Here is a 14,502-nt window from a genome sequence, read left to right on the forward strand (position 1 = left end):
CTCTCCATAGTTCCCTGCTGGGGCTGTGTCAGGACTCGCTGTCGCCTAGAGCCAGGCGGATCAAGTCGTCGGTGTTCATGTCGTCCAGGAGGCTTTCGCTCTCGGACAAGTCGGTGCCGATCAAGGCGTTCTGCGGGTCGTGCGGACCGGCTTCGCCGTCCGCGGCGGACTCTTCGACGGGCTCGGGAGCGAGCGCGCCAAGGAGCCACTGCGCGAGGGAACCGGGGGTCGGGTGGTCGAAGACCAGGGTCGGCGGCAGCTTGATGCCGGTCGCGGCGATCAGCCGGTTGCGCAGCTCCACCGCGGTCAGCGAGGTAAAGCCGAGGTCCTGGAAGCGGCGGCCCGCCGAGACCTGCCCCGGCTCCTGGCCGAGGACCGCGGCGACCTCGGCGCGGATCAGCTGGAGCACGATGTGCCGGTGCTCGCGCTCGGGCGCACGGCCCAGCTTCTCGCGCAGCTCCGCCGCCGAGTCCTTCGGGGGCGCCACGGCCGCCGCGCGGTGCGGGGCCACGCCCTTCAGGAGCGCGGGGGCGGTGGCCTTGTCCAGGGCGCGCGGGTCGAGCACGAAGGCCGCGAGGACCGGGGCGCCGTCACCGAGGGCCGCGTCGAACAGGGCGAGCCCGTCCTCGGCGGACAGCGACCCGATGCCGGAGCGCTGCAGCCGCAGCAGGTCGGCCTCGCTGAGGCCGCCCGTCATCGTGGACTCGTCCGCCCACAGGCCCCACGCCACGGACAGCGCGGGCCGCCCCTCGGCGCGGCGCCGCTGCGCGAGGCCGTCCAGATAGGCGTTGGCCGCCGCGTAGTTGGCCTGGCCCGGGGTGCCTAGCGTGCCCGCGAAGGACGAGAACAGCACGAACGCCGTCAGGTCGAGATCGCGCGTCAGCTCGTCGAGGAGCGCGGCGCCCTCGGCCTTGGGCCGCAGGACCGCGTCCAGGCGCTCCGGGGTGAGGGAGCCGACCACGGCGTCGTCGAGGACACCGGCCGCGTGCACCACACCGGTCAGCGGGTGCTCGGCCGGGACCGCGCCGAGCACGCCCGCGAGCGCGGCCCGGTCGGCCGTGTCGCAGGCCGCGACCCGCACCTCGGCGCCGGTGGCCCGCAGCGACGCCACGAACTCCTCGGCGTCCGGGGTGCTCATGCCGCGGCGGCCGGTCAGGAGCAGCCGGCGCACGCCGTGCTCGGTGACGAGGTGCCGGGCGAGGAGGCGGCCCAGGGTGCCGAGGCCGCCGGTGATCAGGACGTGGCTCGTGGCGTCGAAGACCGGCGTCGCCGTCCGGTCCTGCCCGGGCTGCTGCTCGGCGGTCCGCGGCTCGTGCTTGTGCAGCAGCGGCGCCGTCACCCGCCCGGCGCGCAGCGCCAGTTGGGGGTCGTCGCCCGCCGCGGCCTGGACCACGCCGGGCGCGGACTCCGGGCGCCCGTCGCTGTCGATCAGGGTGAAGCGGCCCGGGTTCTCCGTCTGCGCCGAGCGCAGCAGGCCCCACACCGGGGCCCCGGTCAGGTCGACGCTCTCGTCGGCGGTGACCGCGACGGCCCGTTCCGTGACCACGGCGAGCCGGGATCCGGTCAGGCGGGTGTCGGCGAGCCAGTCCTTGGCCAGGGCGAGGGCCGCGCGGGTGGCGGCGTGGGGCCCCTCGGTGGGTCCACCGGGTTCGGTGGACCCACCGGCCGTGGCGGGCCCGTTGGTGGCGGGCTCGCTGATGGGGGATCCGCTGGGTGCGGCGGATCCGCCAAGTCCGGTGGCGACGACGACGGTCGGCACCGCTGCCCCGTCGTCGAGCGCCCGGCGCAGTCCGGCCAGGTCGGGGTAGGCGTCCACCGACACCCCCGCGGCCCGGACCACGCCCGTCAAGTGGGAGCGGTCGTGACCCACGACCGCCCAGGTTCCTTCCGGGGTCGCCCCCGGAGTCTGCGGTTCGGCCCATTCGAGGGCGAACAGCGCCGCCCCGTCGGCCGATGCGGCCGATGCGGCCGAAGCGAGCGTCTCCGCCGGAAGCTCGCGCACCGCGAGGGTCTCGGCGTCGAGAACCGGCGTACCGGTTTCGTCGGCGATGTGCACGGAGCAGGAGTCCCTTTCGTGTTGCCGGATACGGACGCGCAGCGCGGTCGCGCCGGGCGTGTAGAGGGTCAGGCCGCTCCAGGCGAACGGCACCACGAGCCGGGTGCCCTCGCCGCTGGTGCCGCTGACCAGGGTCTGCAGCGCCGAGTCCAGGGCGGCCGGGTGCAGTTGGAAGCCGCGCGCGTGGGTCTCGGCGGGCAGCTCCACCTCGGCGTAGACGTCGGCGCCCCGGCGCCAGACGGCGCGCAGACCCTGGAAGGAGGGCCCGTACTCGTACCCGATCTTGGCGAGTTCGGAGTAGAGGCCGTCGATGGGCACCGGCACCGCGTTCAGCGGCGGCCACAGGGCGAGCGCGGCGGAACCCTCCGGGTCGGCGGTGGGCTCGGCGACCTCCAGGACACCGGCGGCGTGCCGCTTCCAGTCCTCCTTCGACGCGGCCTCCGGCCGGGAGTACAGGGTGAAGGCGCGCGAGCCGTCCGCGTCGGCCGGGCCCACCATCAGCTGCAGGCCCATCGGCTCCGACAGCAGCAGCGGCCGTTCCAGGGCGATGTCGCTGACGCGCTCCGCGCCGGACTTGCGGCCCGCGTACAGGGCGAGCTCGGCGACGGCCGCGCCCGGGAGCAGCGGCTGGCCCATCAGGGTGTGGTCGGCCAGCCAGTGGTGCACGTCCGGGTCGATCTCACCGGTGAACAACCAGCCCTGGCCACCGGCCAGTTCGACGGCCTCGCTCAGCAGCGGGTGCCCGGTGGAGTTCCGGGCGGGCGCGCTGCTCGCCGCGGTCAGCCAGTAGCTCTCACGCTGGTACGCGTACGTGGGCAGCGCCACCGTGCGTCCGCCGCGCAGCAGGTCGCCCCACTCCACGGTGACGCCCTGCGCGTGCGCCTCGCCGAGCGCGAGCGCGAACCGCGCGGGGCCGCCGTCGCCCCGGTGCAGCGTGCCGACGGCCGCCGCGTCCCGGACGCCCGCGCGGCGCGCGGTCTCCACGACCGCCGAGGTCAGGACGGGGTGCCCGCCCGCCTCCACGAACGTGCGGTAGCCGAGGCCGACCAGGCTGCTGACCGCGCGGTGGAACTCCACCGGGGAGCGCAGCCCGCGCGCCCAGTACCCGGCGTCGAGGAGGGTGGTGTCCACGGCCTCGCTGTCCACCGTCGAGTAGAACGGGATCTGCGAGGAGCGCGGGGTGATCCCGTCGAGCAGGCCGGACAGTTCGGCCGCCGCCACGTCCGCCGCCGCCGTGTGCGCGGCGTGCCCGGCGTCGATCCTGCGGGCCGTGATCCGCTCCGTCGCGCAGGCCGCGAGCAGCATCTCCAGGGCCGCGGGCTCGCCCGCGAGCACCGTGGACGAGGGGCTGTCGACGGCCGCGACGGCGATCCGGCCCGCCGAGCCGGTGATCCGGGCCTCGGCCGCGGCGCGCGGCAGGCCCACGGCGACCGCGCCGCCGCGGCCCGCGAGGTGCTCGGCGATCAGCTGGGAGCGGGCCGCGACGACCCGGGCCGCGTCGCTCAGGGACAGGCCGCCGGTGACGGCGACGGCCGCCAGTTCGCCGTGGCCGTGGCCGACGACCGCGGCCGGCTCGACGCCGTGCGCGCGCCACAGCTCCGCGAGCGACACCATCACGGCCCACGACAGGGGCTGCGTGATGTCGACGCGGTCCGGGCTGCCCGCGAGTTCGGTGGCGAAGTCCCAGTCCACGAACGGGGCCAGCGCCTCGCCGCACTCCCGCATCCGGTCCGCGAAGACCGGCTCGGACGCCATCAGCTCGACGGCCACGCCCGCCCAGTGCGCGTCCTCGCCGGGGAAGACGAAGACCGCGTCACCGGCCTGCCGGGCCTTGCCCACGACCGTCAGCGGCGACTGCTCGCCCCGCGCGACGGCATCGAGACCGGCAAGCAGCTCGTCCCTGCCGCCCGCGACCACCACGGCCCGGTGCTCCAGGGCCGCACGGCCCCGCACCAGGGACGCGGCCACGTCGACGGGCGCGAGGCCCGGTCGCTCGGCGACGTGCGCCCGCAGCCGCTCGGCCTGCGCGCGCAGCGCGGCCGGGCTCTTCGCCGACACCGTCCACGGCACCACGGCGGGCGCGGGGACCGGCGCGGCCTCGGCCGCGGCGGCCTCGGTGTCCGGGACCGGCCGCTCCAGGATGACGTGCGCGTTCGTACCGCTGACGCCGAACGAGGAGACGCCGGCGCGGCGGGCGCGGCCGGTCTCGGGCCACGGACGCTCCTCGGTGAGCAGCGACACCGCGCCCGAGGTCCAGTCGACGTGGGTCGTCGGCCGGTCCACGTGCAGGGTGCGGGGCAGCACGCCGTGCCGCATCGCCATGATCATCTTGATGACGCCGCCGACGCCCGAAGCCGCCTGCGCGTGCCCGATGTTGGACTTCAGCGAGCCCAGGTGCAGCGGCTTGTCGGCGTCGCGGCCCTGGCCGTAGGTGGCGAGCACGGCCCGCGCCTCGATCGGGTCGCCCAGCCTGGTGCCGGTGCCGTGCGCCTCGACGGCGTCGACGTCGGCGGCGGCCAGGCCCGCGAAGGCGAGCGCGTCCCGGATGACCCGTTCCTGGGAGGGGCCGTGCGGGGCGGTGATGCCGTTGCTCGCGCCGTCCTGGTTGACCGCGGAGCCGCGCACGACCGCGAGGACCTCGTGGCCGTTGCGGCGCGCGTCGGAGAGCCGCTCCAGGAGCAGCACGCCCACGCCCTCGCTCCAGCCGAGCCCGTCCGCGGACTCCGAGAACGACTTGCAGCGCCCGTCCACGGAGAGGCCGCGCTGGCGGCTGAACTCCTGGAACGTGCTGGGCGACGACATGATCGCGACACCGCCCGCGAGCGCCAGGTCGCACTCGCCGCCGCGCAGCGCCTGCGCCGCCAGGTGCAGCGACACCAGCGACGACGAGCAGGCCGTGTCGACGGTGACCGCGGGGCCCTGGAGGCCGAAGGTGTACGACACGCGGCCGGAGGCCACGCTCGGCGAGTTGCCGATGAAGCGGTTCGCCTCCACGTCGTCCGGCGCGGTGTGCAGCCGTGAGGTGTAGTCGCTGTACATCACGCCGCTGAACACGCCGGTACGGGTGCCGTGCAGGGACGTCGGGGCGATGCCCGCGCTCTCCACGGCCTCCCAGCTGGTCTCCAGGAGCAGCCGCTGCTGCGGGTCGAGACGGACGCTCTCCCGGGTGCTCAGGCCGAAGAACTCGGCGTCGAACTGGTCGGCGTCGTACAGGAAACCGCCGTGGCGCGTGTAGGACTTGCCGTGCCGGTCCGGGTCGGGGTCGTAGAGGTCCTCCACGTCCCAGCCGCGGTTCTCCGGGAACGGGCCGATCGCGTCGGTGCCGGACGCCACCAGGTTCCACAGGTCCTCGGGGGAGCGGGTGTCGCCCGGGTAGCGGCAGGCCATGCCGACGATGACGACGGGGTCGTCCTGCGCGGCCGCGGCGCGCGCCGGGACCGCCCGCGCGGCCTCCTCGGGCCGCTCGTCACCGGTGACCTCGGCGACCTGCGCGAGGAGGTGGTCGACGAGCGCGCCCGGCGAGGGGTGGTCGAAGACCAGCGTGGTCGAGAGCGCCACACCGGACGCGGCGCCGAGCCGTCCGCGCAGCTCCAGGGCCGTCAGCGAGTCCATGCCGAGGTCCTTGAACGCCACGGCGTCGGCGACGGCCGCGGGACCGGCGAGCCCGAGCACGGCCGCCACGGTCGAGCGGACCAGGTCCGTGACCGCGCGCCGCCGTTCGGCCTCGGGCAGCGCCGCCGTCGTACGCGCCCACGTGGACGCGTCCGCACCGGCCGCCGAGGACGCAGCCACCGTGCGGCGGCGCGCGGTGCGCACCAGGCCGCGAAGGAGCGCGGGCGCGGCCTGCGAGGCGTCCGGGTCGCGCAGGGCGGCCAGGTCGAGTTCGGCCGCGAGGAACACCGGGTCCGTGGTGGTGAGGGCCGCGTCGAAGATCTCCGCGCCGCGCGCGGCCGTGATCGGGGCGAGCCCGCTGCGCCGCCAGCGCGCCAGGTCGCCCTCGGACAGCGTGCCCGCCATGCCGTCGGTGCCCCACAGGCCCCAGGCCAGCGAGGTGGCGGGCAGGCCGCGGTCGCGGCGGTGCCGGGCCAGGGCGTCCAGGAAGACGTTGGCCGCCGCGTAGTTGGCCTGGCCCGCGTTGCCGATGAGGCCCGCGATCGAGGAGAACAGCACGAAGGCCGCGAGCGGCGCGTCGGCGGTCAGCTCGTGCAGGTTCCAGGCGGCGTCCGCCTTCGGCCGAAGCACCGCGTCCAGGTCGGCGTCCGTCAGGTTCTGCAGGGTGGCGTCGGCGAGGACGCCCGCCGTGTGGATCACGGCGGTCAGCGGGGCCTCGGCCGGGATGCCGGAGAGCAGCTCCGCGAGCGCGGCGCGGTCGGCCACGTCGCAGGCCGCGACGGTGACCTCGGCGCCAAGTCCCTCCAGGAACGCGGTGAGTTCGCCGACGCCCGCGGCGGCCGGGCCGCGGCGGCTGGTCAGGAGCAGGCGGCGGACGCCGTGCCGGGTGACCAGGTGCTCGGCGAAGAGACGGCCGAGGGCACCGGTGCCGCCGGTGATGAGGACGGTGCCGTCGGGGTCGAGGGCGGGGGGTGCCTGGGCGGGGAGGGTGTCGGTGGCCGGGGTGGCCGGGGTGGCCGGGGTGGCCGGGGTGGCCGGAGCGGCCGGGGTGGCCGGGACAGCCGGGGTGCGCTCCAGGGCGGGCTCGTGGAACTCGCCCGCGCGGAGGACCAGTTCGCCTCCCTCGGCCACGACGGCCAGGGCGGCGGCGCCGAGCTGTGCGGGCGGTGTGCCCTCGGGGGCGTCGGTGGTCGGGGTGTGCTCCAGGGTGGGCTCGTGCAGGTTGCGTGTGTGCGGGGCCGGTGTGGTTCCCTCGGTCGCGATGGCCGGGGCGGTGGCGCCGAGCTGTGCGGGCGGTGTGCCCTCGGGGGCGTCGGTGGTCGGGGTGTGCTCCAGGGCGGGCTCGTGCAGGTCGCCTGCGTGCGGGGCCGGTGCGGCTCCCTCGGTCGCGACGGACGGTGCGGGGGCGCTGAGTTGTGCGGGCGGTGTGCCCTCGGGGGCGGTGCCGGACGCGGTGGCACCGGCGCCGGTCGAGGCCGCGGCCTCGGTGCCGTCGGCGGTCGTGGCTCCCGCCACGTCCAACAGGGCGAAGCGCCCGGGGTGTTCGCTGCGCGCGGTCCGCACGAGCCCCCACGCGGCCGCGCCGGCCAGGTCCCGCACCTCCTCGGCGGCGCCCGCGGCCACCGCGCCCTCGGTGAGCAGCAGCAGGCGGCTCGGGGCGAGGCGCTCGTCGGTCAGGCAGCGCCGGACGGCGTCCAGGGCGTCGGCGGCCGCGGCGTGTGCGGCCTCCGCGACGGCTCCGGAGGGGCCTTCGGTGCCGGGCGCCGGGCGGGTCAGGACGACCACGTCCGGGGCGCCCGCGCCGAGCACGGCCTCCAGGGCGGCGGCGTCGGCGTAGCCGTCGGCGGTCACACCGGCGGCGGTCAGCGCCGTCGTGAGGCCGAGCGGGTCGGCGCCGAGCACGGCCCAACGGCCCGCCGCTGCCACGGCGTCGGCCGCCACGGCCGCGGGAGCCTGCCGCACCGGCTTCCAGCCGAAGCGGTAGAGCCCGTCGTGGTGCGCGCCCGCCCGCTGCGCGAGCCGGTCGGCGGGCAGCGCCCGCAGGACCACGGAGCCGACGGTGAGCACCGGCTCGCCGCCGGGTGTGACAGCGGTGAGGGTGGCGCCGTCGCGTCCCGCCGGGGTCAGCCGCACCCGCAGCGCCGTGGCGCCCGCGGCGTGCAGCGTGACGCCGTCGAAGGAGAACGGCAGGCGCAGTTCGTCGCTCAGGCCGCCCTCGGGCCCGGCGAGCAGCAGCGCGTGCAGGGCCGCGTCCAGGAGCGCCGGGTGCACGCCGTACCCGGCGGCCTCGGCGTGCCGGTCGGCGGGCAGCGCCACCTCCGCGTACCGGTCCTCGCCCGCCTGCCAGGCGCCGACGAGGCCCTGGAAGGCCGGGCCGTAGGTGTAGCCGAGGTCGTTCAGGCGGTCGTAGACGCCGTCGACGTCGATCGGCTTCGCGTCCTGCGGCGGCCAGACCTGGTCGAGGGCCGACGGCGCGCCGCCGTCCACCGCGAGGACGCCCGACGCGTGCCGCGTCCAGCCGCCCTCGTCCCACGGCTCGCCCTGGCCCGCGCTCTCCCGGCGGGAGTGGACGGCCACCGGACGCCGGCCGGAGCCGTCGGCCGCGCCGACGGTCACCTGGACCCGGACCGCCCCGTCCTCGGGCACGATCAGCGGCTCCTCCAGGACGATCTCGCGCAGGTGGTCGCAGCCCAGGCGGTCGCCCGCGGCCACGGCGAGCTCGACCATCGCGGTGCCCGGGAGCAGCGCGGCCCCGGCGATGACGTGGTCGGCGAGCCACGGGTGGCCGCGCAGCGAGAGCCGTCCGGTCAGGAGCAGGCCGTCGCCCTCGGCGAGGCTCGTCATGCCGCCGAGCAGCGGGTGGTCGGCGGGGGAGATGCCGAGGCCGGTGGCGTCGGCGGTGGCGGCGGGCGCGTCGAGCCAGTAGCGCTCGCGCTGGAAGGCGTACGTCGGCAGATCCGTCCGCTCTGCGCCGGGGAAGAGGCGCGCGGTGTCGGGCGCGGCGCCGCGCAGGGCGGCGTGGCCGAGCGCGGCGGCGACGGTCAGGGACTCGGTCCTGCCCTTGCGCAGCGCAGCGACGGGCGCGATCGCCTCGGCCTGCTCCTCGCCGAGGCAGTTGCGGACCATCGCGGCGAGCACGGCGTCCGGGCCCAGCTCCACGTACGCGGTGACGCCCGCCTCGCGCAGCACGCGCACGCCGTCCTGGAAGCGGACGGTGCCGCGCAGGTGGCTCGTCCAGTAGTCGGGCGAGGCCAGCTCCTCGGGGGTGGCGAGGGCGCCGGTGAGGTTGGAGACGACGGGGATGCGCGGGGCGGCGTACGTCAGGCCCGCGGCGACCGCGCGGAACTCGTCGAGGACGCCGTCCATGTGGTGCGAGTGGAAGGCGTGGCTGACCTTCAGGCGCGAGGTGCGGCGGCCCTGCTCCTTGAAGCCGGCGGCCAGGGCGAGCGCGGCGTCCTCGTCACCGGTGACGACGGCGGCGAGCGGGCCGTTGATCGCTGCGACGTCCAGGCGTCCCGCGTACGCGGGCAGGGCCTCGCGGACCTCCTCCTCGGTGGCCTCGACGGCGACCATCGCGCCCCCGCCCGGCGCCGCCTGCATCAGCCGGCCGCGGGCCGCGACGAGCGCGCAGGCGTCCGCGAGCGAGAGCACGCCCGAGACGTGGGCGGCGGCCAGCTCACCGACGGAGTGGCCGATGAGGTAGTCGGGGGAGAGGCCGCTGTGCTCCATGAGCCGGAACAGCGCCACCTCGATGGTGAACAGCGCCGCCTGCGTGTACAGCGTCTGGCCGAGCAGCTCGGCCTCGTCGCTGCCCTCGGCGGCGAACATCACGTCCTTCACCGCGCGCGGCAGATGCGGGTCGAGGTGCGCGCACACCGTGTCGAGGGCGACGGCGAACGGCGGGCAGTTCTCGTACAGCTCCCGTCCCATGCCGAGGCGCTGGCTGCCCTGACCGGTGAACAGGAACGCGGTCCTGCCCTTGGTGGAGCGGCCGGTGACGGCCTTGGTGGGGACGGCGGGCGGGCCCTGGAGGACCTCGGCGGCGGACTCGCCCGCGGCGAGCGCGGCCAGGCCCCGGACGAACCCGTCGCGGTCCTCGGCGACGACGGCCGCGGTGTGCGCGAACAGGGTGCGCGCGGACATCAACGACAGGCCGATGTCCGCGAGTTCACCCTCGGGGTGCGCGGCGACGAAGTCCCGGAGCCGGGCCGCCTGCTCGCGCAGCGCGTCCTCGGTGCGGCCGGAGAGCAGCCACGGCGTGGCCGGGACCGGCGCGGGTTCGACGGCGCGCGGCGCGCGCTCGACGGCGGGCGCCTGCTCCACGATCACGTGGGCGTTGGTGCCGCTGATGCCGAACGAGGAGACGCCCGCGCGGCGGGCGCGGCCGGTCTCGGGCCAGGGGCGCGCCTCGGTCAGGAGCGTCACGGCGCCGGCGGTCCAGTCGACGTGGCTGCTGGGCGCGTCGACGTGCAGCGTGCGCGGCAGTACGCCGTGGCGCATCGCCATCACCATCTTGATGAGACCGCCGACGCCCGCCGCGGCCTGCGAGTGGCCGACGTTGGACTTCAGCGAGCCCAGGTACAGCGGCTCCACGGCGCCGTCGCGCTGCCCGTAGGTGGCGAGCAGCGCCTGGGCCTCGATCGGGTCGCCCAGCTTGGTGCCGGTGCCGTGCGCCTCGACGGCGTCCACGTCGGCGACGGTCAGGTCGGCGCCCGCGAGGGCGTCGAGGATGACCCGCTCCTGGGAGGGGCCGTTGGGGGCGGCGATGCCGTTGCTCGCGCCGTCCTGGTTGAGCGCGGAGCCGCGTACGACGGCGAGGACCTCGTGGCCGTTGCGGCGGGCGTCGGACAGGCGCTCCAGCATCAGCATGCCCGCGCCCTCGGCCCAGCCGGTGCCGTCGGCGGAGTCGGCGAACGCCTTGCAGCGCCCGTCGGGGGACAGCCCGCGCTGACGGCTGAACTCCATGAACAGGCCCGGGCTCGACATCACGGTGACGCCGCCCGCGAACGCCAGGTCGCACTCGCCGTTGCGCAGCGCCTGCGCGGCCATGTGCACGGCCACCAGCGAGGAGGAGCAGGCGGTGTCGACGGTGACGGCGGGGCCCTGCAGGCCGAAGGTGTACGAGGCGCGGCCGGAGACCACGCTGGTGAAGTTGCCGGTGATCAGATAGCCGCTCGCGGTCTCGTCGGCGGCGTCCAGGCGGGGGCCGTAGTCCTGCTTGATGGCGCCGACATACACGCCCGTGCCGCTGCCGCGCAGCGCGGAGGGGTCTATTCCGCTTCGCTCGACGGTCTCCCAGACCGTCTCCAGGATCAGCCGCTGCTGCGGGTCGAGGCCGAGGGCCTCGCGCGGGCTGATGCCGAAGAACTCCGCGTCGAACAGGTCCGCGTCGTGCAGGAAGCCGCCCTCGCGGGCGTAGGAGCGGCCCGCGCGGTCCGGGTCGTCGTCGAAGAGCGCGTCCAGCGGCCAGCCGCGGTTCTCGGGGAAGGGCGAGATGGCGTCGCGGCCGTCGAGGACGAGCTGCCACAGGTCCTCGGGCGACGTCACGTCGCCGGGGAAGCGGCAGGCCATGGAGACGATCACGATCGGGTCGTCCGCGGCGCCGCCCTTCGCGGCCGCCTTGCGCCCGCTCGTCCTCGGCGCGGTCTTCTTGCCGAGGATCTCCTCGGTGATGCGGGCGGCGAGGTTCTGCGGTGTCGGGTGGTTGAACAGGAGCGTGGCCGGGAGCTTCAGGCCGGTCGCCTCGACCAGGCGGTTGCGCATCTCCACGGCCGTCACCGACTCGAAGCCGAGGTCGATGAACGCGCCCTCGGGGTCGACGTCGGCGCCGCTGTCGTGCCCGAGCACCAGGGCCGCCTCGGCGCGCACCAGGTCGAGCGCCCGCTCCAGGGTCTCCTCGGGGCTCAGCCCGCGCAGGCCCGACTCGTCGTCGAGGTCGGCGGCGTCGTACTCCGCCGGAGCCGGAGCCGGAGCCGGAGCCGGAGCCGGAGCCGTCGCCGGTACGAGGTCGGCGCGCGGCTCGTCCGCGGCGGGGGCCTGCGCGGCGGCCTCGGCGTCGGCCGCGGTGCCGGTCGCGTCGGGGGCGGTGGTGCCCGCGAGGCCCTCCAGCCAGTAGCCGCGCCGCTGGAACGCGTACGTCGGCAGCTCCACGACGGCGGCGTCCGCGGGGAACGCCGGACGCCAGTCCACGTCCGCGCCACTGGCGTTGAGCTGCGCGAGCGAGGTGAGGAAGCGGCGCTGCCCGTCCTCGCCGCGGCGCAGCGTGCCGACGATCGCCGCGTCCGAGCCGACGTCCTCCGTGATCTGCTGGAGCGCCATGCCGAGCACGGGGTGCGGGGTGATCTCGACGAACGCGTCCGTCTCGGGGGCGAGTTCGCGGACGGTGCGCTCGAAGTTGACGGTGCCGGTGAGGTTGCTCATCCAGTACGTGCCGTCGAGCACGGGGCCGTCGACGAGCTCGCCGGTGATGGTCGAGTACATCGGCAGCGTCGGCGTGCGCGGCTGGATCGGCTCCAGGAGGCCGAGGATCTCCTCGCGCAGGACCTCCATCCACGCGCAGTGCGGCGCCAGGTCGATCTGGATGCGCCGGGCCTGTACGCCCTCGGCGACCAGCTCGGCCTGCAGCGCCTCGATGGCCTCGACGTCACCGGACAGCGTGAAGAGGCGCGGCCCGTTGATGGTGGACACGAACAGGCGGTCCTGCCACGCGGACAGGCGCGGAGTGACCTCGGCGACCGGCAGCGGCACCGAGAGCATCGTGCCCTGGCCGACGACGGCCAGCATCGCCTTGCTCCACAGCGCCACCACGCGCGCGCCGTCCTCCAGGGACAGGGCGCCGGAGACCACGGCGGCGCTGATCTCGCCGTTGCTGTGCCCGACGACGGCCTCCGGCTCGACGCCGAACGACTGCCACAGGGCGGCGAGGGACACCATGACCGCGAACAGGGCGGGCTGGGCGACATCCTCGCGCTCCAGCGAGGCCGCGCCGGGGGCGTCCCGGAGCACGGCCTCCAGGTCCCAGTCGATGTGCGGCGCGAGCGCGGCCGCGCACTCGTCGATGCGGGCCCGGAACACGTCCGAGGCGTCGAGCAGGTCGCCCGCCATGCCGGTCCACTGCGGGCCCTGGCCGGGGAAGACGAACACGACGCGCTCGCGCGGCTTCGCGGTGCCGCTGATCCGCGTGGCCGAGCGGCGCCCCTCGGCGAGCGCGGTCAGTTCGGCGGTCAGCTCCTCGCGGCCGGAGCCGAGGACGACGGCGCGGTGCTTGAAGGCGGTACGCGTGGTGGCGAGCGAGAGCCCGATGTCCGCGGCGCTCGCGGTGCCGCCCTCCAGGTGGGCGAGGAGGCGCTCGGCCTGGGCGCGCACGGCGGCGGCGGAGCGGCCGGAGACGAGCCAGGGGAGGGTGTCGCCGCGCAGGGACGGCGCGACGGCGGCCACGGCGGTCTCCACGGCTTCCGTGTCCCCGGCGCCCTCTGCCTCCGCGGTGCTCGCATCGGTCGCGGTGTCGACAGTGCCCGCAGCGCTCGCGGGCGCCGAAGCCACCACCACATGGCAGTTGGTCCCGCCGACGCTGAACGACGAGACGCCGGCAAGCCGTTCGCCCTCGCCGGGCCAGTCGCCGACCGTGTCCTGCACGCGCAGGTTCAGCTCGGCCATGGGGATGCGGGGGTTGGGCGAGGTGTAGTGGAGGCTCGGGGGGAGCCGGCCGTGGGTGAGGGAGAGGACGACCTTCAGGAGCCCGGCCATGCCGGCCGCGGCGCCCAGGTGTCCGATGTTGGTCTTCACGGAGCCGACGAGCAGCGGCTCCCCGGCGGGGCGCGCGGAGCCGAGCACGGCGCCGAGGGCCGCGGCCTCGACCGGGTCGCCCACGGGGGTGCCGGTGCCGTGCAGTTCGACGTAGCCGACCTCGGCGGGCGCGGTCCCGGCCCGCTCGTGGGCGCGGCGCAGCAGGTCGCGCTGGGCGTCCTCGTGCGGCACGGTGAGGCCCGCGCCGCCGCCGTCGTTGTTCACGGCGCTGCCGCGCAGGACGGCGTGCACGCGGTCGCCGTCGGCGAGGGCACGCCGCAGCGTCTTCAGGACGACGACGGCGCCGCCCTCACCACGTACGTAGCCGTTGGCGCGGGCGTCGAAGGTGTAGCACCGGCCGTCGGGGGACAGGCCGCCGAACTTCTGGGCCAGGGCGGTCTTCTCGGGGGCCAGGTGCAGTTCGACGCCGCCCGCGAGGGCGACTTCGGACTCGCCGTTGCGCAGCGACTGGCAGGCCATGTGGACGGCGACCAGGGAGGAGGCCTGGCCCGCGTCGACGGTGAGGCTCGGGCCGCGCAGGCCGAGGACGTACGAGACGCGGTTGGCGATGAGGCTGCGGTCGAGACCGGTGAAGGAGTGGTGCGTGACGTTCGAGCCGTCGGCGGCGCGGTGCACGAGGTCGGCGTAGTCGCCGGTGGTCGCGCCGAGGAAGATGCCGGTGTCGCCGCCCTGGAGGTCGGCGGGGACGACGCCGGCCTGCTCCAGGGCCTCCCAGCCCAGTTCGAGGACGAGCCGCTGCTGCGGGTCCATCATCGCCGCCTCACGCGGCGGGATGTTGAAGAAGCCGGGGTCGAAGCGGTCGATCCCGTCGAGGAAGGCACCCTTGCCCGCCGGGCCGTGCTCGATGCCGAGGCCGAGCTCCGCGCGCTCCGCGGGCGTGTCGGTGACGGCGTCCTGCCCGGTCACGAGCAGCCGCCAGTACGCCTCGGGATCGTGGGCGCCGGGGAAGCGGCAGGACATCCCGACGACGGCTATGGGTTCCCCGGCAAGCCCTGCATCGCTGCGGGTGTTGTCAACAGACATGCCAT

General features: G+C 76.0%; 1 protein-coding gene. It reads right to left on the reverse strand.

Annotated features, from left to right (window positions below; genetic code table 11):
- Positions 1-28: 28 nt before the first annotated feature.
- Positions 29-14,497 carry an SDR family NAD(P)-dependent oxidoreductase gene (locus AB6L24_RS35095; protein WP_405662180.1) on the reverse strand — a complete coding sequence of 4,823 codons (14,469 nt, stop codon included), beginning with the start codon at positions 14,495-14,497 and terminating at the stop codon, positions 29-31.
- Positions 14,498-14,502 lie beyond the last annotated feature (5 nt).

The sequence above is a fragment of the Streptomyces sp. RK9 genome (genome assembly GCF_045070545.1).
Lineage (GTDB): Bacteria > Actinomycetota > Actinomycetes > Streptomycetales > Streptomycetaceae > Streptomyces > Streptomyces alboflavus.